Annotated in this window: 10 protein-coding genes and 2 tRNA genes; 2 read left to right on the top strand and 10 right to left on the bottom strand. The window is 66.0% G+C overall.

The genetic code is table 11. The features are described 5' to 3' along the window. Positions 1-3 precede the first annotated feature (3 nt). Both ACFOMH_RS16055 and ACFOMH_RS16050 read left to right on the top strand, forming a co-directional pair. Positions 4-3,075: a type I restriction endonuclease subunit R gene (locus tag ACFOMH_RS16055; RefSeq protein WP_377745730.1), complete on the top strand. Its 3,072-nt coding sequence runs from the start codon at positions 4-6 to the stop codon at positions 3,073-3,075. Further along, the gene (locus ACFOMH_RS16050) at positions 3,062-3,775 is read left to right on the top strand and encodes a M48 family metallopeptidase (RefSeq protein WP_377745729.1); all 714 of its coding nucleotides are present in this window, start codon (positions 3,062-3,064) and stop codon (positions 3,773-3,775) included. Before ACFOMH_RS16055 ends, ACFOMH_RS16050 begins: the two co-directional genes overlap by 14 nt. Positions 3,776-4,051: 276 nt before the next feature. Here the strand turns inward: ACFOMH_RS16050 and ACFOMH_RS16045 are convergent. The 10 genes from ACFOMH_RS16045 to ACFOMH_RS16000 all read right to left on the bottom strand — a co-directional run bounded on the left by ACFOMH_RS16045 (position 4,052) and on the right by ACFOMH_RS16000 (position 20,896). Continuing rightward, a tRNA-Ser gene (locus ACFOMH_RS16045) sits at positions 4,052-4,141 on the bottom strand. Positions 4,142-4,382: 241 nt separating this feature from the next. After that, complete coding sequence (locus ACFOMH_RS16040) at positions 4,383-4,898, bottom strand: hypothetical protein (RefSeq protein WP_374426862.1); 516 nt, start codon at positions 4,896-4,898, stop codon at positions 4,383-4,385. After that, positions 4,898-5,836 (bottom strand): DUF4123 domain-containing protein, encoded by a 939-nt coding sequence (locus tag ACFOMH_RS16035; RefSeq protein ID WP_377745728.1) that lies wholly within the window; start codon positions 5,834-5,836, stop codon positions 4,898-4,900. The genes ACFOMH_RS16040 and ACFOMH_RS16035 overlap by 1 nt, the downstream gene beginning before the upstream one ends. Positions 5,837-5,843: 7 nt before the next feature. Continuing rightward, complete coding sequence (locus tag ACFOMH_RS16030) at positions 5,844-6,224, bottom strand: PAAR domain-containing protein (protein WP_377745726.1); 381 nt, start codon at positions 6,222-6,224, stop codon at positions 5,844-5,846. Between the two features lie 77 nt (positions 6,225-6,301). After that, a complete protein-coding gene (locus tag ACFOMH_RS16025; protein ID WP_377745725.1) occupies positions 6,302-7,153 on the bottom strand; it encodes a hypothetical protein in 852 nt (283 codons plus the stop codon). Continuing rightward, entirely contained in the window at positions 7,150-7,827 is a 678-nt protein-coding gene (locus ACFOMH_RS16020; protein WP_377745723.1) for a hypothetical protein, read from the bottom strand. Before ACFOMH_RS16020 ends, ACFOMH_RS16025 begins: the two co-directional genes overlap by 4 nt. Continuing rightward, entirely contained in the window at positions 7,815-9,908 is a 2,094-nt protein-coding gene (locus ACFOMH_RS16015) for a type VI secretion system Vgr family protein (protein ID WP_377745722.1), read from the bottom strand. The genes ACFOMH_RS16020 and ACFOMH_RS16015 overlap by 13 nt, the downstream gene beginning before the upstream one ends. Before the next feature lie 242 nt (positions 9,909-10,150). Then, positions 10,151-10,224, bottom strand: a tRNA-Gly gene (locus ACFOMH_RS16010). Between the two features lie 104 nt (positions 10,225-10,328). Then, positions 10,329-13,655, bottom strand: a complete 3,327-nt coding sequence (locus ACFOMH_RS16005) for a Tc toxin subunit A-related protein (protein WP_377745721.1) — start codon at positions 13,653-13,655, stop codon at positions 10,329-10,331. Positions 13,656-13,666: 11 nt separating this feature from the next. Next, the gene (locus ACFOMH_RS16000) at positions 13,667-20,896 is read right to left on the bottom strand and encodes a neuraminidase-like domain-containing protein (RefSeq protein ID WP_377745719.1); all 7,230 of its coding nucleotides are present in this window, start codon (positions 20,894-20,896) and stop codon (positions 13,667-13,669) included. Positions 20,897-20,909: the final 13 nt, after the last annotated feature.

The raw sequence follows: 20,909 nt of genomic DNA, 5'->3' as shown, positions 1-20,909 counted from the left end.
TCCATGGCCATCGGCGATCCGGAACGCGCCACACAGAACCGCATGATCGCGCAGATGTGCGGCGATACCTCCGGGCGCTCCGGCGGCCTCGGCTGGCTCTACCTTGGTGATTGGCAAAAGCGAGAGGGCAATGCCAATATCGAACCCTCCCTGTTGCGCCCCTGGCTGCTGGCCCGCGGCCATGACCCCGAGGTGGCGACCAAGGCCATTGCAGAACTGCAACGCGCCGCCCGGATGGATGGGCTGAAGCTTTATGAAGCGAACCGCGCCACCTATGACATGCTGCGCTATGGCGTGCAGGTCACCCCCGGCCCGGGCGAGGCCCCGGTCACCGTGCGCTTTGTCGATTGGGACAACCCCGCTGCAAATGATCTGGGCGTCGCCGAAGAGGTGGCCGTCACCGCCAAGAACCCCAAGGCCTATAACAAGCGCCCCGATCTGGTGATCTATGTGAACGGCATCGCGCTGGGCGTGGTGGAGCTGAAGAAATCCACCGTCGATCTGGGCGAAGGCATCCGCCAGACGCTGGACAACCAGCGCCCCGAGTTCATCCGGCACTTCTTCACCACGGTGCAGATCACATTCGCAGGCAACGACATGCAGGGCCTGCGCTATGCCGCGATCCAGACCCCGCAGCCCTATTGGCTGGCCTGGAAGGAGGAGAGCACGATCACCAACCCGCTCGACCGCGATGTGGCGCAGATGCTGGCCCCCGCGCGGTTCCTGGAGCTGATCAACGATTTCATTCTGTTCGACGCAGGCATCAAGAAGGTCACCCGCCCCAACCAGTATTTCGCCGTGAAGGCCGCGCAAGAGGCTGTGGCAGCGAAGAAGGGCGGGATCATCTGGCAGACCCAAGGCTCGGGGAAAAGCCTGATCATGGTTATGCTGGCCCGCTGGATCCGCGAGGCCCGCCCCGATGCGCGCATCCTGGTGGTGACAGACCGCAAGGAACTGGACGACCAAATCGAGGCGGTCTTTGGCAACACCGGCGACAATGTGCGACGCGCGAAGTCCGGCGCCGACCTGCTGGCTGCGCTGGCCGACCCAAAGGATCGGGTGGTGTCCTCGCTCGTTCACAAGTTCGGGCGGCGGGAAGAGGACGAGTTGGGCGCCATGATTGCCGACATCCAGTGCGGCCAGATCGGCGCGCCGGTTGGCGAGTTCTTCGTCTTCATCGACGAGGCGCACCGGACCCAATCGGGCAAGCTCGCGCGCGCCATGCGAACTATCCTGCCTGGCGCGGTGTTCTTCGGCTTCACCGGCACGCCGCTTCTGCGGTCGGACAAGCAGACATCGCTCGAGGTGTTCGGGCCCTACATCGGCACGCCCTATCGCTTCAACGAGGCGGTCGAGGATGGCGTCGTGCTGGACCTGCGGTATGAGGCGCGCGACATCGACCAGCGCGTGGCTTCGCCCAAGAAGATCGATGAATGGTTCGAGGCCAAAACGAAGGGCCTGACCCCGGTGGCCAAGGCGACCCTGAAACAGCGATGGGGCACGTTGCAGCGCGTGCTGTCCTCGAAGGATCGCCTGGAACAGATCGCCAACGACATCATCATGGACATGGAGCTGAAGCCGCGCCTGAAGGCTGGCCGCGGCAACGCCATGCTGGTGGCGGGGTCGATCCCCGAGGCGTGCAGGCTGTTCGAGATCTTCCGCAATTCCGGCTCGGACCTCGCCGGGAAATGCGCCATCGTCACGTCCTACACCCGCAACGCCTCGGAACTGACCGGCGAAGAGGCCGGGATGGGCGAGACGGAAAAGCAGTACGTCTATCGCGTCTATGACCGGCTGATGACCGATCTGGGCACGGATGAAGAGGCCTATGAAGCCGAGGCCCTGCGGAAATTCCGCAAGGAACCGGCACAGATGAAGCTGCTGATCGTCGTCAGCCGCCTGCTGACCGGCTTCGACGCGCCAACCGCGACCTACATCTACATCGACAAGCAGATGCGCGACCACGGGCTGTTCCAGGCGATCTGCCGGGTGAACCGCCTGGACGGTGACGACAAGGATTACGGCTATGTCGTCGATTACAAGGACCTGTTCAAGAACATCGAAACGGCCGTCGAGGACTACACTTCGGGCGCCTTCGACGCCTTCGATGCTGCCGATGTCGAGGGGCTGATTTCTTCTCGGGCCGAAAAGGCGGGCGAGGATCTGATGACCGCGCGCGACGCCTGGTTCGGGCTGCTTGATCCAGTTGAGCAGCCAAAAGGCGACGACCAGATGCTTGCCTATTTCTCCAGCCCGGGCGGATGGGAGGTCGATCCGCAGGCCGATGAAAAGGCCCGGCGGCGTCAGGCGCTTTACAAACTGGCAGGGGCCTATGCCCGGGCGTTCGCATCGGTGGCCGATGATCCCGCAGCCTCGGGCGTGAACGACTTGCAGCTGGGGCAGTACCGCAACGAGGTTGAACGGGCGATTTCGCTGCGCGATGCGGTGCGCCTGCACAGCGGCGATGCTGTGGACATGAAGCAGTTCGAGCCCGCGATGCGGCACCTGATCGACACCTACATCAAGGCCGACGAGTCCGAGGTGATCTCGCACCTGGACGATATCAGCCTGATTGACCTGGTGGTCAGCAAGGGGGCGGCCGTCGATGACGAGCTGTCAAGTTCCCTGAAAAAGAAGCGCGAGAACGTGGCCGAAGCCATCGAGAACAACGTGCGCAGGCTGATCATCGATGAAACGCCGGTGAACCCGAAGTTCTACGAACGAATGTCCGAGCTGCTGACCGACCTAGTCAAGAAACGTAAGGACGACGCCATCGCCTACGCGGAATACCTGGAAAAGATCGCGGAACTGGTCAGGGCGGTAAAGGCCGGGCACGGCAGCGAATACCCGCCGACCATGACCACGCCAGGGCGCAAGGCGCTCTACGACAATCTCGCTCAGGATGAAGCCGCGACCATGGCGGTTGATGAGGCAATCCGAAGCACCGCCCAGACGGGATGGCGCGGCAACAAGATGAAGGAGCGGATGCTGCGGCGAAAACTGCTGGAGATACTCGATGCGGAGGACGCCGTGGACAGCATCATCGAGATCATTCGGTCGCATGATGAATACTGAAGTGATTGAGATCGCCGGGCTTTCGGTAGAACTGGTCCGCAAACCGATCAAGAACCTGCATATCGGGGTCTATCCTCCGGCCGGTCGCGTGCGGGTCGCTGCCCCTCCGGCCATCAGCGAAGACGCCGTCCGGGTCGCGGTTGTGACCCGGCTGGGCTGGATCAAGAAGAAGCAGCGCGAGTTCGAAGGTCAGGCGAGACAACCCGAACGCCGGTACGTCTCCGGCGAGACCCATTTTGTATTCGGCAAACCGCTTCGGCTTATGGTCCAGCCAAACGACAAGAACCGCTGTGCGATTCGGCCAGACGCTTCGGATCGCCTGACGATGTTGGTGCCAGCAGGCTCAACGCCCGATCAGAATGCACGCAGGATGGCGACGTGGTACCGATCACAGCTGCGGGAAAAGGCCGCTCCCCGCATCGCCAAGTGGTCGGATCGGCTCGGCGTACCGATACCGCGCTGGGGCATCCGGTTGATGAAGACGAAGTGGGGCAGCTGCAATCCCGAAAAGGGGCTGGTGTGGCTGAACCTCGACCTGGCGAAGAAGCCTCTGGCCGCCCTCGACTACGTCATCCTGCATGAAATGGCCCATTTCGTATCACCGCGACACGACGAGCTCTTCTTGAACACCCTCGATCGAAACATGCCGGGGTGGCGACAAATCCGGTCAGACCTCAACGCGCTTCCCCTGTCGGATTGAAGCTCGCTGCAGGAGTTCGATTTCTGTTCCATCTCACGAACGCCACCGGCGTCGAAGTGTTCAGGTGGCGCGAGGATCTGCCCCCATATTTTCAATCGGTTACGGGCTCTACACCGGATGCTAGTAGTCGAGAGGTCCGGAGAATATCGGGCTTTAGAGAACCATTCCGGCTGCTGCAGCGAGGACGCCAGTGCAAAGTCAACCGCGCATAACCCTCGAAAGCAACGGGAAAATCCGGCCGCGGCGGGATCGGGAGAACGATTCCTTGAAGGGAAGTGGCGGAGACGAAGGGATTCGAACCCTCGAGACGGTTTCCCGTCTGCACCCTTAGCAGGGGTGTGCCTTCGACCACTCGGCCACGTCTCCGCCGCCCCGTATATGGATCGCGAGGCGGGGAAACAAGGGACTTTTTCGCATCCATGGGCAGGTGCTGCGCAAGCGTCGCAGGGGGCGGTGCCTTGGGTGCGATTGGCTTGTCAACGCGATGTGCGGTCATGCGGGGGCAGGGGGGCGTCGGGTGAATGGCGCGGGTGCTGCGCGGCGGAATGCACGGGTGCCCCATCGCCCCGCCGCCAAAGCCTTGATCTGCCGGGCACCGCCCCCCGCGCTAGTATTTCTGGGTCAGGCCGCCCACGTAATTCGAATTCTTGCCATGCGGCGACACGTCCATCGAGACGTGATCCGCGGTCCCGGCGGGCGCATAATCATATGTGCCCATATATTTCGATGTGTCGTCCAGCGCCCCGTTCTTGTAACGGCATTGCCAGCCGCGCGCGCCCCCCGCCGCCACGCGGGCGACGCGGAATGTCATATTGCCATTATCCCGAAACCCCGGGATCGGATCGTCATGATACCACCATGCGGTGACGGCATTGTCCGGTTCCCAGGTATTGCCTTCGTGATCGACCCAGCGGTCGAGCACCTTGAACTCCACGCCGGTGCGGATGTTCTGTTTGGTGATATAGACCGGTGTCGGCGGCTTTTTCGGGCATCGGTTGCAGGCATTGCGTTCCAGATGCGCGCGCGAGTTCGGGGCGACAGTATCGCCGCGTTTGACCGACCGGCAGGGGGGATCCGTGTCCTTGCCGCATTTTCCGGTCGGACAGTTATAGCCATCGGCCATCAGAAATCCCCCTGCCAGAAACGGTCGATGGCGGCGTTATAAGCCTCGCGTTCTTGCAGCGAGCGGAAGTCGCTGGTCAGATAGGCCTCAAGGATGGCGGCACGCATCAACGGATCCCCGGACAGCGCATTCTTTTCCATCACCTCTTTCCAGACATGCGGGTCGTCGATGATATCGGGGCGCAACAGGCGCACCGCCTCGACCGTCAGAACGCTGCCGGGGCGCAGGTCGCCCATTCGGTCCGCATCCGCGATCCCAAGATCGATCTGCCGGCGCAGGGCCGCGTCGTCGAGATGGCGAAGCTCGTCGGGAAAGGTGGCGCGGAAAAAGCGGAAGAGATCGTCCTTGAAGCGCGCGCCCGTGACCTCTTCGAAGCGCTGCATCTGCACGGGCGTGATCTGGTAATATTCACCCGGCCCAAGGCGCGTGGGTTCGGTGGCATCGGCCCGCGATCCCAGCTCGAACACCCTTTCGCCCTGTGCCGTCGGCAGATGAAAGCTGCGGACGGGGCCAAAGAACGCCTTTGCATCCGCCGCCGGCAACAGCATGAGAAAGGCGGCCAGGATATGTGCATCACAAAAGCGGAACATGACCTTTTCCCGATTTTCCGGCAATCTTACCGTCAGCCATTTGCGAAAATGCCGCCGCATCAGGGTCAGATCCCCATCGCCCGACATCCCGATCGCCGCATTCTGGCGCATCAGCGACTGTCTTAGCGCGTCGGCGGCTTCATCCCCGGCGCCATCCGGCCCAAGGTCCACGATATAGGGCGCCTCATCCGCCAACACCGTCAGATCCGCCATGTGAAACAGCGACGCATAGGCAAAGGGCTGCGCGCTGAGCGTGGCCAGGATTTCGGGGCCGGCGGATGCATCGACAAGCAGAAAGCGGCCGCCCGCACCCCGTCCGGGCGCGGCGTCCCGCCATCTCTCGATCACGGCTGGTTCAGCTTTTTCCGACAAATGCCTGGCTCCGTCGTCTGGCGCTTTGCATGCACTCTCTGATACAGGGCGCGGCCGCGAAAACGGCGCCGGTCCGCCCTTCGTTTTCATCAACGAACACGTTATCGGATGCGGTCGCAAGCGTGCCGCCGCAATTGATGCTGTCGCCGATCCGGGCGGCGGGGCGGCCGTTGAAAAAGACGCTGGGCGATCCCTCGCTGACCCGTCTGGCCGGGACATTGCAGCCATGCGAGGCAAGCGCATCGCCGCGTCGCAGGGCGTTGAGACCGTTCACCAGAACGTCCTCGCTGCCCTCGATGGCGGCGGTGGGCGGCCTTGATCCGTGGCCGGTATCGAGATCGGTCTTTCGCGTCGCTTTCGGCATTCGCCCTGTTTCCTTTCCGTGCCCTGCTGGCCCCGATCCCCAACCGGACCCGGATGGCGCCGGGTCCCGCCGGGGTGTCAGTCGCGCTTTGTCTCACGCCGGTCGATGAGCACGGAAACATTCATGTCAACGACAACGGAATGGGTGGGGTTTCGGTTGATGATGTCGAAAATCACCGGCACCGAACGCCCAAGCGGATAGGTGAACCGATAGGCCTGGGCGTCGCGGGCGCTGTTGCCCATATCGAATTCGTCGGATTGATTGGCGTCCATTATGGAGCCTTGCCCACCGCTCAGCGGGTTGAAACACATCACATCGCCCGGCGTCAGCGCCGCACCCGAGGCCGCGGGTTCATAGGCGGGAAAGCGGAAATTGACATAAAAGAACGAGCTTTGCGCCGGCAGGGTCGGGGTTGCCCATGCCTGGAGCTGTTCCAGCGTTCCCATCGCATCCTCAAGGCTTTTGCCATGGCCGGGCGAGGCGCTCGATTTGCCGCGTGCATTGCGGCGCGTGGGGTAGGCGGGCTTGGGCACTTCTATCTTTTGCGGGGTCGGGGCGACGGCGCTCAGCCCCTCTTCGATGATGGCCGTGCCGCCGCCCCGGAACACGATGACGACCGGCCCGCTGAGCGTGGCCGATTGTTCATTGCGGAAACTCTGGAAAACGCGGCGAAACGAATTCGGGCCGACCTTGTCGCTGACGCGGAAATACCCGATCGAGATCATGTCGGATTTTCCGAGGATCGGCATATCCGTCATCATGGTTTCGCGGAACGGCTTGTCCCGGCGAAAGACCGAATCGACCTCGGCCATGCGCGCGCTTGCGGCATCGCCGCTTGCGGGGGCAGAAAGGAAAGGCCCGTCGCCAAGATCCAGCGGCAGCGCGATTTCCGGCTGATGGGCATAGTCAAGCTTGTCCGTGATCTTCATTCTGCCGCCTTTTTGCTGGAAAGCATCGGCGACAGCGCGGTCGAGACCCGCGACCACCAGCCGTCGCCCGCGGGATCGCGCGGCTCACCGACAAGGGCGCCGCAGATCGCGAAGGATGCGTCTTTGAAATAGGGTTCATAGCTGTGCCTGACCGCGTCCGCAGGGGGACGGGGGGCGGCATCGCAGAATACCGGGCTTTCGGATATGGCCTTGGCGGAAAGATCGCGCGTCGCCCGCGCGATGCAGGCCCGTTCCTCGCCGGAAAAGGTCGTGCAGGCCAGCGCAAGCCAGCCCAGCATCTCGGTTTCGCGCGCCAGCCTTTGTTCGGGCTCGGCCGGGGGGGATTCCAGAAAGCCCGCAAGCGCGATGATCTGCGACAGCGCGGCCGGACCCTCGGCATTCCAGATCCCGTCCCGGATCTGGCGTTGCATCGTGCCGGTACAGGCCTCGCCGTTCCTGCCCGATGCGATCATCTCTGCGGCGCGCCCGGATGCCAGATAGTCGAACCATTCCCGGGCTTGCGCGACCGTCGTCAGCGCGGGCTGATTGGTGGTGCAGAAATATTCCCCGATATCCAGATCGGAACTCTTGCTGTTCCAGCCCGAAAAGGCGGCCGCGCCAGCCGGCAGCAGGGCCGGCAGCAACATGACCGGCCACGCGATCAGTTTAGGCATATGCGCTTGCCTTCCATGGTCAGGATATTGCCCTTGATGGTGATGTCGCCATTCGGCCTGAGCAGGATTTCCGCCTCGCCGCAGCGCAGGATCATCGCCCCGTCCGAGGCCATGATCATGTTGCCGCCGCTGTTGGAAATCATGTCGCCGCCGGCCGACATCCTGATGCTTTCGGCACTGGCGGCGGTGATGCTTTCCGTCGCCGATATCGAGACGCTTTCCTGTGCGCCGACGAACAGCTCGCCATTCGTGCGCAACGCCATATCCGCGCCGCTGCTCATGACGATCGAGCCGGGATCGTATGAGCGCACATCCTGTGCATCGACCAGAAGGCTGGAAAAATCCCGCGCGATGGTTCCGCCGGTTTCGAAAAATCCGGGGCGCAGCGCCGCGATATGGCTGGAAACGCCGGTCGAAATGGACAGCGTGCCGCCCGATGACATGATCTTGCCAAGAACCGAATATTCCGCCCGCATCCCCATCACAAGCTCGGTGGCGTTTCTAATGACCTGACGATGGTCATTGCCGCCGACATGTTCGGCACGGTTGTTGCGGACGCCGATATTCATGTCCTTCTGGGCGTGGACATAGATTTCCTCGCCCCCGACCTGATCCTCGAATCTGAGCTCGTTGAAGCCCCGGCCGGTCCTGTTTCCGTCATGGCTGTTGGTTCGGAAGGTGCTGCGCGTCTTGTGCTTGGGCAATTCATAGGGCACGTCGTTTTTGCCGTTGAAGACGTTGCCGACGACCACGGGCTTGTCGGGGTCGCCTTCGAGGAACTCGACCAGCACCTCCATGCCGATCCGGGGGATGACCATGCCGCCCCAGCCGCCTCCGGCCCAGTTCTGGCTGACCCGGCAGCGCATCGAGAACGCCCCCGCCAGATCCCAGTGGAACCGGACAAGGATGCGGCCATATTCGTCGCAATCGATTTCGCCGTCGCCGACCACCTCGGCGGTCTGCGGACCCTGGACCACGGCGACCGGCGTGCGGCGCGGCGGGGCCATGGGGGCGGTGTCGGGCATGAACACATAGCTGCCGGTAAAGGCATAGCCGTCGCTGCCCCGGCCGCCGGAACCATAAGCCTCGCTGACGAAATGATGGCTGGCGGAAAGGCACAGATAGGTTTCGCCCGTGCCCGGCACCCTGTCGCCCGAAAGCGTCATCCGCATCCCCGAGCCAAGGCTGGCGCAATCGCCCACCGCCCGGTTGCGGCGATCCGCGCCGCGTTCCTGTTCGGTCCGCAGCCCGGCCACCAGCCGGCCCACATCCTGTGCCGGATAATCGCCCGGGTAATCAAAGCTTTCGATCTGGCCCATGGGGTGGCGGGCATCGCCCAGCCGGTCGACCTCCATTGCCTGTACCGGCTTCTTGAAGTTGTAATCGGTCAGCCGCACGGCGCCGGTGGTGATGTTGCGTTCGGGCGTCCAGTCCCAGAAATGTTCCTGTTCATACTGGTGATGGCCGTCATAGGATTTATAGGGCCGCGCGCCGACCGTCTCATGGGCCAGCACATCGTCGGTCAGCACCAGGGTATGGCCGCCCACGGCGTGGCGAAAGTGAAAGCTGATGCCGGCGCGCTCCATCTGGCGGCGGGCGAAATCCAGATCGGATTCGCGGTATTGCACCGTATATTCCAGGGGCGGATAATCCTTTGACAGGCGGATTTCCAATGCCGGATCGCCAAGCTGGGCGTAATCCGAAAGCAGTTCCCGGATAATCTGAACAACGGTTTTATTATGGAAAATCCGTTGGTTCCGCCGCCGCCCCGCAAGCCAGAACCACGGCCGCAGGGTCAGGTCATAGCGGTGCCCGTTCTCGCCCACCCCGGCCCAGCGGGCGGATGTGACGATGCCGTCAAAGGGCCGCATCTCGTCATGGGCCTCAATCTCGACGGTGGCATGGGTGCCGACAAGCGCGTCGAAATCCAGATCGTCGCGGATCGCCAGCGCCTCGACCCGGTATTCGAACAGGTCGTTCAGGTGATCCGTACCATCAAAGCGCAACAGTGCCAGCGCGTCGCGGCCAAGAGCGGTGGTCAGACGGCCCAGACGCTCAGCCTGGCTGAAGGGGGCGTTCAAATCACGGGCCTCCGCATGATAATCGCAAAACTATAATCGCTCGCGGGTATAACGGCTTAACCGCGGAATGAACAGAAGCGATGCCATGCGGGATATTTCGCCTCAGAGGCGAAATTTGCGCCGAATTCAGCGGGGTATGGCGGATTTCGGACCCGGAAAGCGCCGATATTGCGCCCTCACGGCCCGACGGTCGCGGGGCCGGACCTGCCGGGGCGAATGGGGGTTCGGATCGATGGAGTGTCTGGAGCGGGTGAAGGGAATCGAACCCTCGTCATAAGCTTGGAAGGCTTCTGCTCTACCATTGAGCTACACCCGCACCGGCTTTTGCTCATAGCGGCAGACCCGGCAAAGCGCAAGGCGGATCCGGGGCAGATCCGGGGCGAATCGGGGCCGCCATGCCGCACCGGATCGGCCGCCCCCTCAGGCAAGATGATAGCGCAGTAGCAGCCCCGTCTGATGATCCGGCGCGCGACGCAGAACCGCCAGATCGGCGTCGATGTTGAGCACCGCCCCACCCGCCGCGCCCCCCGTCATGTCGGACAGCGCATCCGACAGCGCGTCAAGCCGGGGGGCATCGGCGGCTTTGCCCCGCGACAGCAGATCGCGCCGCAAAAGCCGGTCCGCACCGCTGGCAAACAGCGTGATATCGTCCAGCACGATCCCCCGGTTGCGGATGAAATAGGGAAAATCCCCGCGCCGCAGCACCAGCGCCAGATCGCCCGTGCCGCCGGCAAAAGCCGCCCATTCCATGGGAAAATCCTGCCCGATCATCAGCAATTGCGACAGGCCCGCCGCACTTGCATCGCTTAGCGCGGCGGCGATTTCGGCACCCGCCTGCGCGGTCAGGATGTCGCCGCCCGGCCGCGCGGTATAGCGCAGATGCAGCACGACATCCGACAGGCTGGTGCGGTCGAACGATGAAAGCGGGCCGGGCAGCTCAAGCTGCCAGCCCGAAATCGCCCCGGCGCCTTCAAAGGGCTGGGGCCGGTCGTCGCGCCCCCCTGCCTCGAACAGGCCCGCATCGTTCAGGCCGGTGCTGGTGACGATCTGTTCCGATCCGCCCTGATAGTCGATGAAACGCTCGTCCTCTTCGGCGCGCAGATAGGCGCCGCCGCGCAGCTTCGACGACACCCGGACCGAACTGCGCAGCAGGGTCAGCGTCGCGTGCAGCGGCGCGTTCGGCCCGACCATCGCCGGCAGCGACACCGCCACCGAACGCAGCCGGCGATGGGTATGCACGGCCTCGATGTCGAACAGCGCCTCGGGCAGCGAAAAACGGCACCGCCCCGTCGCCCGCAGCGTCATCAGCGCCACCGGATCCAGCTGCCGCAGCGAGATCTGGCGCGTCAGCTCAAGCTCGCGGCGATTGTTCTCGGCGAAGGCCGTCTCAAGCCGCTTGAGGTCCAGATGCAGCCCCTCGCCGGCAAGCAGCCCGCGCCGCCCCGCGTTCCAGTAATCGGGGCGGATATAGGTGACGGCATCCACCTCGGGGCGCATCAGCTCGTGCTTGACGGTGCGTTCGGCGCGGCGGGCGGTGTCCAGCGCAAAGCGATAGTAATTGCCGTAAAGCTTTGACAGCTCGCCCTGCATCCAGCCGTAAAGCGCCTCATTGGTGAACTTGTCGCGCAGAAAACTGTCGGTTTCGCGCGACTGTTCGATCTGTTGCACGGTGGTTTCGTATTCGCGCTGCGCCGCCTGTTCGGCGATGAGCGCGCCGACGATCTGACGCCCGATCTGGGCCAGTTCGCGCCCGGCCAGATTGGCCTGTTGCAACCAGTCATCGGCCCGGCGTTCATAGCCCGCGATGCGCGTCTTGCGGCCGCCCTGGTTGTCATGGCCGGCGGCGTCCATCGATTTGACCCCCGAATAGAACCGCCCCATCGTCGCCAGCGTCGATCCGCCAAAGATATTGGCATGCCCGCCCATGCCCCAGAAATGCAGATCAATCCCCATATCGGGGATCACCGACAGCACGGCGGTGATCAGATCGGCGGTCATGACCGCCTTGCGCAGCACATCGGCAGCGGGGCCGTGAATGTTGATTTCCGCATCCTCGCCCAGATTGAGATAGAGCTTGCCCATGCCCTCGGCCCCGGCCGTGGCGGCGGGCGCCCCGGTCCCGGCAAGTTGCAGCGCCGGATAGGGCAGCGCGGTCACCGGGCGGTCGTAATCGGTCACCAGCGCCTGCAAGGCCTCGTCGAAATTGGCCTCGGACAGCGGCCGGCGACCCGATAGCGACAGCGTGTCGGGCTGCGCCTTGCTGTCGCGCCGCTGGCCCAGCTGACGCAGGGCGAAGTCATAGCGTTCCAGCCCCGAGGCCCGGCTGCGCAACAGCCCCTCGGACGCCTCTTCGGTTTGTTTCCATTGCAGATAACGCACCTCGCGGGTCATTTCCTGCACGCGGATTTCCTGTTTCTGGCGCAACAGGCCCAGCGTTTCGCCCTCTTGCTTTTCGATGGCGCCCAGAAGCGCGGTGCCAAGGGCGCGGACCTCGCCGGTCAGGTCCAGCGCGCGCTGGATCATCGCCTGTGCGCGGACCGGGCCTATGGGCTGGTTCAGCCCAGCCGCCAGCGCCCCCAGATCAAGCCCCGCGGCGGCGGCGCGCACCATCATCCCCGGATCCAGCGGCGGATCGAACAACGCAAGGCTGCGCACCACGCCCTGAATGTTCATGCAATTGCGGATCTTGGTCAGCCGGTCATCGACCGTGTCCCAATAGCCGAGCAGCTTTTCGTTGCGGGGGATACAGAAATAAAGCGTGCGCCCGATGCCGAAAAGCGGCCCCGCCTGGGGCGCCTCATCCGTCCCGGGCAGCGATCCCGGCAACCCGAGGTCAAAGGGAAACTTGCCCTCGAGCGCGACCAGCGCATTGCCGAAGGCGTCGAGCCCCGCCGCCTTCAGCTCGCGATAATTGCGCGGGCGGGTCTGGCCGCGCGCAGGCAGCCGTTCGGGACGCGGCCCCAAAAGATTGGCCGCCAGCACATAACGCTGGGCGGCCTCGTTCACGGTTTCCATCGTGTCTTGCGAAAACAGATGGTCCCCCCAGGCGATCAGGTTGTCCAGATAGCGCATCACCACCGAATATTGATAGGCGATCAGCCGGGTGCGCGCGATGCGATGGGGCTCGAAAGGGTGGTCGCGGATCGCCTCATACCCGGCCAGAACGCGCTGTTTTTCCTCGCGCTCGGTCTGGCTGCATTCGGCATCGGGCTTGCTTAGCAGGCGCAGCAGGTCGTCGACCTGAAGCGCCTCGTCCGCCTCGCGAAAGCGCAAGAACCGCCAATAGCGTTGCGGCGCCGGGTGGCTGGTATCGGTCGAGGTCGGGTCAAAGACGTAATGAAACCAGCGCGCGGCCTCGGCAAAGCGCTGGTTCTTGCTTAGGTGGACGGCGATCGTCACCGGCAGGTGGAACAGCAATTCCCAGTTATAGATCGCATAGGGGCCGGCGGCCGAAAGATCGATTTCCTTGCGCGGATAGGGGCCATAGGCCACCTGCTTGTCCTCGGGTTGCGGGGCATAGGCGGCGGCAAAGAAATCCTGCGCCAGCCCGGCGTGGAAATCGGGATCCAGAAGCCCCCTGAGCGAGCGGCGGTTCAGCTCTTCGACCAGCCGATGCACCAGCGGGTGGAAAAAGGCGTCGAAGCTGTAGCTGAATTCGGTATCGGGCCGGTTCACGGTCTGGAAATGGCCGCCGAAGGTGTGGCTGAAATTCTGATCGTGAAAGGAATTGTGCAGATAGGCGGGCATGACATGTCCTTTCAGCGTTGGCGGATCGAAACCGGGCCTTCCAGCCCGATCTCGACCCCGTCAAAGTTCAGAATGCGGTCATCGCTCAGCGCGGTTCGGATGCGGGCGCCGGTGGTGACGAAACGCCCGATCTCATAACGCGAAGCGCCCGCGCCGGGGGTGGCGATGGGGCCGATCGGGTCGGGCGGCACGGTTTCCGGCATCTCGTGATATTGGTGGATGATCCCGAAATCGTGGGCAATGACGACCAGCTTGTCGGGCGGCGCCTCGACCCAGACGGTTTCGGACATGGTCACCGGACGCGCCTCGCTGCGGACATAAAAGACGTGGCGGCTGTCTTCGATGATGAAGGGGGCACGCCAGCGTTCGCTGACATGGTTCACCGCCTCGAACAGGCGCGTGCGCGGCGCAAGGGCGATGATGCGGCGGGTTTCGGTGTTGCTGGTGAGCGTGCTGGAATAGGTCGCGCTCAGCGTGTCGGCGGTGGTGGTCAGGCTGCGCGTCGTGAGGATCAGATATGTCTCCATCGCCTCGGCGAACTGCATGTCCTCGCGCCGCAGCGGCGCGCCGTGGGTGGTGTATAGCGTGAACCCGCCCGCCCCGGCGCCAAAGATGTTGATGTTGAGATGGTCGCTCGCGAGATAGGGGCGCAGCCGCAGGCTGGCCCGGTCAAAGGCCGATGCCCCCGAGGCCGCGAACGTGCCCAGAACCGTCGGCCGTTCCGGGTCCGAGGTCCGGGGCGGCAACCAGTCGTCGCCCCGCTTTTCGGCCCAGTTCAGGATGGCGCTGACCCGGACCTGGGTGGCCTTGCCGGCGAATGCCTTCATGTCGCCGCGCAGGTTGCCCATGTCGGTTTCGCCGATCTTGCTGGTCATGGTCGAACCCGCATCCATCGCCGCCGGGTCGATCAGCGGGTCGATGCGGATGGTCAGCCAGAACAGGAACAGCCGGTCCCGCCAGACACAGGGGATCACGGGGCCGTCCTGAATATCCAGCTTGACCGGATACCAGGGCGCCCAGGTTCCGCCCTGGCGGCTGCGGTGGAAATAGCGCCGCCCCGCGCCGGGGCTGCGCGCCACCACATGCACGACGTCATCGGCAAGGCCGGGCTGGCCTTCGGCAACGAACATGCCACAGGGTTCCAGCTTGGCCACCTCGTCAAGCTGCATCAGATAGGTGCCAAGCGCCTGCGCGGCGGCGTCCTCGGTGATGTCGCTTTGCAAAAGGCTGCCCATCACCTCGCGGAAGGCGGGGGACTGATCGTCGCGCAGCTCGGGTTCAAGCCAGTTTTCGGGCCACAGAAAGACCTTGCGATTGGCTTCCCAGACGCGATAGCGGCGCATCCATTCCCACCGCTCGGGGCGGATCATCGGCGGCGGCACGCGCGGTTCAAGGTTCATCAGCGCCCGGTCCACGAACAGCTGCACCGACGACAGCGCCGCCCTTATGCGCGAGGTCTCGAAACAGGGCTGCATGGCCACGTCGATCAGAAAGAACTCGAACAGCCGGTTCGGGGTGTCGATATGGCGGGTGGCGGGGCTGGCCTGAAAGCGGTGCAGGATATGGGCGACCAGCGCGTCGCGTTCCTGACGGCGCAGCCCGTCGTTGACGGGTTTCAACAGCTCGCGCCATTCCGCCGCCGAATGCCGGGCGCGCAGCGCCGATTGCAGGGCGGCGACCTCGGCCGGGCCGGGGCTGGTGGTGGCGGCGGCAAACAGGGCCTGCGCCGGAATCCGCAGATCGGTGACCGGCGCCATGACCCGCGCCAGCCGCGCGAAATCGCGCGGACGCGCCAGATCGGCGCGGCCCAGCCCAAGCCGGCCAAGCGCCGCGTCGACCGAGGCCGCCGACCAGCCGGTCAGCGTCTCAAGCGCGGGCTGGCCATCGGGCAGCGTGGCCATGGGCGCCATCAGCACCCGGCACAGCCCCGCATCATCGGCCGCGATGGCCCGGCGCAACAGGACATAGCCCGCCACCGTGTCAAGACAGGCGGCCAGATCCGGCGACGGCGCGGCATGGGCGCGCGCCGCACCGGGCAGGGCGTTGAACCAGCCCGCGCCCGCGATCCGCAACTCGGGCAGGCGGGCAAGCCACGCCATTTCGCCGGCCCCCAGCTTCAGCATCGCGGCCAGCGCGCCCAGCACCGTCACCCGCCGGGCGGTGGCGGCCAATGCGGCCATCGCGTCCGCCGGATAAAGATGCCGGTCCGGCACCACCTGCCAGCCCATGCCCTGCGCCGACCAGCGCAGCACCGCGCGCCGCGCCAGCCCCGTCACCGTCAGGGTGATCGGCACCGGCCGCGCGGATGAAAGCGTCACTGGCACGGCATTGACGAAACGCCCGCCCGCCTCGGGGGTCATGGGGATATCGGCGCCGTCGATCACCAGCGTGACCGTGCCGCCCGCCCCGGCCTGCACCGAAAGCGCATAGGTCCCGCTTGCCGGGGCGTCGATCCAGCCCGACCAGATGGCCGCCATGCCCGTGCCCGGCAGCGGCAGGTCGCCGCCCCCCATGCCGCTCCGCGCCTCGATCAGATCGGGGGCGGCGCCCGGATCGCCGCCGGCATGCAGCGCCAGGCGCAGCCCCCCCGCCGCGATGCCGGTCAGATCGGCCACGGCGGCGGCATCGGGGACGCCCTCGGCATGCAGCACATCGGCCGCCTGCAACAGGGTCGCGGCCAGATCGGCCGGCAGCGACAGCGCCGCCGCCGCGGTCTGCACCGCCAGCCGCGCCCGCTGTCGGGCGATCAGCGATGCCAGCATGGCGTCGATCAGCGCGCGATAGCGTTCTGCATCCGGGGCGGTCGATGCGATAAAGCCGTCATGCAGCGCCGCGAGTTCCGGATAGGCCGCGAAAAGCGGCGCGGCCATGGCGATCCCCCGCGCGCGCAAGGCGTCGATGGCGGGGCCAAAGGCGGCGGGTGCGCCGGCCAGCGCCTTCAGCTGATCGGCGCGGGCCTGCGACATCAGCCCGCCATAGCCGAGCGTCTTTTCCAGATCGTCATAGACCAGCCGGCCGCCCCCCGCCGCGACAATCGCCGGGGCCAGTTCGGGGCTGTCATGGTCATAGCTGACCGTGGCCAGAAGCGTGCCCTGCAAAAGGCCAAGGAACGGCTCGGCCGCATCCGCGCCATAAGCCAGCGCCATCCCCGCGCGCAGCGTCTCGGGGCCGGGTTCGGCGGCGTCAGGCAGCGCGGCGGCGGGCAGGGCGGCGTCCCCCGCCGCCATCGCCGCGCGCAGGTCATGGGCCAGCGTGGTCAACCCGTCCTCGGATGGATCGGCCCGGCCCGACAGGTCCAGCCCGGCGAAGATCCGCAACAGATCGGCGGGCTTGATCCCCGCCGCGCGGGCCCGCGCGATCAGATCGATGAACCGCAGGCAGGCGGGCGGCGCCATGGCCCCGGGGTCGGGCGGCGCAAAGGGATCGATCCCGGTCATCGCCATCAGTTCCAGAAACTCGCGCAGGCTGATCCTGAGCTGTCGCGACAGCCAGATATGGCGGGCAAGCCGGCTGATATTGCCCAGGGTCAGCGGCGTGGTCGCACCGTAACCCAGATGCCCGGCGAGCAGGGCGAATTCGTCCCCGCTCAGGCCGAAGGCGGCGCGCAGTGCCTCGGCCGCGTCCAGAAGCGGCGTCGCCGGCTGACCGGGCAGCGCGCCAAAGCCGTCATCGGCGAATGCCGGCGTCAGGGCCAGCACGGCCGGGTTCAGAAACAGCCGCGCATAGGGCGCATCCGCCCCCGCGGTGCCCAGATCGGCCCAACAGCCAAGCAGCATGTCCAGATCGTGACCCGGGCGGATGTTCAGCCGGTCCATGACCAACAGCACCACCCCCAGCCGCTCCAGCAGCACCGCCATCGCCGCATCCAGCGCCGCCGCCTCGGCGGCGGGATCGGCATCGTTGCGCGCGACCGCCGGCATCAGCGCGGCGATCGCCGCATCAAGCCGCGCCATGTCCCAGCCCAGCCGCCGCCACAGGCGCAGAAAATGCAGCATGCGCCGGTAATCCAGCGCCCTGAGCCGGTTCTGTTGCGGATCGGGATCGGCCCGGCGCAGATGCACATCGTCAAAGCTGCAAGGATCCTGACCGTCGCCTTCGTCGGCCAGTACGATCAACGACATGATCCGCGCCTGTATCGCGTCATCGCTGATCCAGGCGTGGATATCGCCGCCATAGGCCGCCGGATCCAGCCCGGCCGGCAACAGGTCGCGCAGCTCTGCGGCGGTGACGGTCCCGGCCTTGACCGCCCTGAGCGTGGCAAAGGGCAGGCAGAGCCGCGACAGCCGCGCCATCAGCCCGGCTTCGGGATTGACAAAGCGCGTGGTCAGCAATTCGGCCAGCTGTTCATAGCTGATGCCGGCGCGGCGGGCAAAGGCCTTGGCCCCGGAAAGCTGCTCGCGCGCCGCGTCCTCGGTCGCGCCGTCCAGTCCCGCCAGATCGGCGAGCGGGATCGCGCCATCGGTCAACAGCCCGATCTCGGCCGGCGAAAAGCCCGCGCGCTCATGCAGGACCGCGCGCCAGCTTGCCGGCGTGTCGTCCGGCCGCAGCGCCTCGATCAGCCGCCACAACTCGGTGTCGAAGGCGCGGAAATGCGCGCGCAGCGCCTCAAGCGGGGCCGACCATGGCAGGGGGGGCGGATAGACGGCCTCGGCCAGACGCGCCCGCGCGGCCGCATCGACATGGCGCGGCGCGGCCAAAAGGTCCTCGGACCGGTCGTCGGGTTGGACGTCATGGCCGGCGAACCCCGCCATGGACAGATTGTGGGCCACGAAATGCCCAAGGATTTCGTTCACCAGATCGATATGCGGCAGGACGGTGTTGGTGTTTTCACAGGTCAGCCCGATCTCGGCCAGATCGGGCCGCCGTTCCAGCAGCACCGCCAGCGGGTTCGGCCCGTCCGCCGGGGCCGGACTGTCCAGAAAATCCAGCAGATCGACCAGATAGGCGGCCGGCCCCAGGACCGAGCGGCAATGGTCGCAGCCGCAATAATCCATCGCACCCAAAAGCCCCTCAAGCACGGGCATGGCGACCACATCGCCGGCCGGTCCCGCCGCCGCCCCCATCCCCGAAAGACCCGCCGACAGGAATGTCCGCGTCCCGCCGATCACCGGCGCCTGCGCCGCGCCGATCCATGCGGTGGCCAGCGAAAGAACCGTGGCGTGGATCTGGCTGGCCTTGGCATGGGTGGCAAGGGCCGCCGCGTCGCCGCCCAGTTCGGCGGCCATTTCGGTGACGAATTGCGCCGGCGTCAGGCGCGCCACGCTGGCGGCGGAATCAAAGCCGCGCGCCAGCATCCGGCCCATGGCGGCATCGTCGCGGGTGATCTGGTGGACGCGCTGGATGCGCTCGATCTGGGCGCCGGTTTCGGGGTCCAGTGCGATCCCCGCGCGCTGGGCGAATTGCGCCACCGGCTGGCTGCCCAGCACGAACTCCGCGTGATGTCGGGACAGGAACGCGCCGACGGCGGGGGCGGTGTCGACCCCGATCGCGCCGGTTTCGACCTGTCGGGCCAGCGACAGCGTCGGATAGGCCAGCCGCACCTGCGCCGCCAGCAGCTGGGCCGCGTTCTCGCGGCGCTCGGCCAGGGTCGCGCCGTCGATCCCGGCGGGCACCGTCTTCAACAGCTTGTGCCAGGCCTTGGGCGCGAAATATCCCAGCCGCGCCAGATCCGAGGGATCCGAAATCGCCGCCGTCTCATGCAGCAGCGCGATCAGCCCGGCATCGCGCAGCGTGAACCCCGTCAGCTGGCCATCCAGCCGCAGCGCCGCCGCGCGCTCGGGTCCGAATTCCGCCTCGGCGGCCGCCCAGAGGCCGGCGCTGTCGTTGCGATGACCTTCGCGCAGCCGGGCAAAACTTTGCTGTTCCTCGGGGGTGGTCAGGGTGCGGGCGATCACCTCGCGCAGGCTCGCGACCCCCTCGGCGGCCCGCAGGTCCAGCGCGCGCGGCGCGGCGATGTCGCGAAACGCGGCAAGGTTGCGCTTGCGCGCCGCCGCGTCCTGGGGGGCGATGACGCCGGCCGCCTCGGCGGCGCGCCAGGCGGCATCGATGGTCGCGGGCGCGGTGGCGTAAAGTGCCGCGGGATCGGCCGGCAGTCCGGCGCGAAACAGCGCGTAATAAAGATCCGGCGACAGCCCTTGACCGTTTTCGCCCTGGTCGCCCGAAAAGCGATCCGCCAGCGCCGCGAGCGCGACCGCCCGCGCGTCCCAGCCGGTCTTGCCAGCCAGATAGGCCAGCTCGCGCGCGGGGTCCCGGGCGCCCATGTCGCGCAGCTGTCCGACCCGCTGGCGTTTCAGGGCCGCCACCAGCAATGCAAATTCGGCCGTCCCCGCCTCGGTCCCTGTCTCGCTTCCCGTCGCGCCGGTGCCCGGCAGTAACAGGTCGATCACCACCGCGTCGCCCGCATCGAACAGGATCGGGCTTTCCGCGATCCTGCGTTCGCCGTCATAGGCGCAGAGCAACAGATCGGGCAGCGCCTTGCCACGCTGGGCCAGCGGCGCCAGCGCATAGTCGATCCTGTAGCGCCCTTCGGTCCCGGTTCCGGCCCGGGCCAGCTCGACCAGATCATCGCCGGGATTGACGTCGAAAAGCCGCAGCGCGATGCCCTCGGCGGTCGGGCGGCCCGGATTGCCCAGCCGCCCCGTGACCACACCCCGCCCCGATATGGCCGGCAGGGCAAGGTCGATCCGCTGCACCCCCTCGCCGCGCGCGGGGTGGCGCAGCTCGGAAAGCCGCTCACCGGTCGCGGTGGCCAGAACCAGCAGCAGCGTTTTGCCGGTCGCGGGCGGCGGCATATAGGTGATCGCATAGGCGCCGGTCGCGTCCACCTGATCCGTGCCCAGCCGCAGGGGGCCCGCAGCCGTTTCCAGAAATGCCAGCACGGTCAGGCCGCGCGGGCGCGGATCGCCCAGAACCTGTCCCGCGATCACGCGCTGCGACGCGGCCGGTCCCGGATCGGCAAGCCCGAACTGTTCTAGCAGCGCGTTCAGCCGCGCCGCCGTTTCGGCATCGACCGCGCCCGTGGCCCTGAGCCCCGCTTCGTGCTGGGCAATGCTCACCGCTTTCGCGGTGGCGTCGCCATAGCGGCCCGCCTCGTGCGCGATGGCCTCGCGCAGGGCGCGGCTGTCGTCGGGCGCATCGGGCAGGATCGCGCCCCGCGCCAGCAATGCCGCCAGCGCGGCCTGAAGATCGGCGATGCCGGCGCCGTCGCTGCCGGGTTTCAGGGGGTGGATGACGCGGTTCATGAGGTTTCTCCCC

It is taken from the genome of Paracoccus mangrovi, from assembly GCF_042648425.1.
GTDB lineage: Bacteria > Pseudomonadota > Alphaproteobacteria > Rhodobacterales > Rhodobacteraceae > Paracoccus > Paracoccus mangrovi.
The sequence above is the reverse complement of the archived record's forward strand: the minus strand, read 5'-3'. Positions and strand labels throughout refer to the sequence as shown.

Excerpts from the sequence above, each read along its gene's own strand:
- ACFOMH_RS16020 (WP_377745723.1), bottom strand. The coding sequence starts at position 7,827 with ATGCCTAAACTGATCGCGTGGCCGGTCATGTTGCTGCCGGCCCTGCTG.
- ACFOMH_RS16055 (WP_377745730.1), top strand. The coding sequence starts at position 4 with ATGGCCATCGGCGATCCGGAACGCGCCACACAGAACCGCATGATCGCG.
- ACFOMH_RS16050 (WP_377745729.1), top strand. The coding sequence starts at position 3,062 with ATGATGAATACTGAAGTGATTGAGATCGCCGGGCTTTCGGTAGAACTG.
- ACFOMH_RS16005 (WP_377745721.1), bottom strand. The coding sequence starts at position 13,655 with ATGCCCGCCTATCTGCACAATTCCTTTCACGATCAGAATTTCAGCCAC.
- ACFOMH_RS16025 (WP_377745725.1), bottom strand. The coding sequence starts at position 7,153 with ATGAAGATCACGGACAAGCTTGACTATGCCCATCAGCCGGAAATCGCG.
- ACFOMH_RS16000 (WP_377745719.1), bottom strand. The coding sequence starts at position 20,896 with ATGAACCGCGTCATCCACCCCCTGAAACCCGGCAGCGACGGCGCCGGC.
- ACFOMH_RS16030 (WP_377745726.1), bottom strand. The coding sequence starts at position 6,224 with ATGCCGAAAGCGACGCGAAAGACCGATCTCGATACCGGCCACGGATCA.
- ACFOMH_RS16040 (WP_374426862.1), bottom strand. The coding sequence starts at position 4,898 with ATGGCCGATGGCTATAACTGTCCGACCGGAAAATGCGGCAAGGACACG.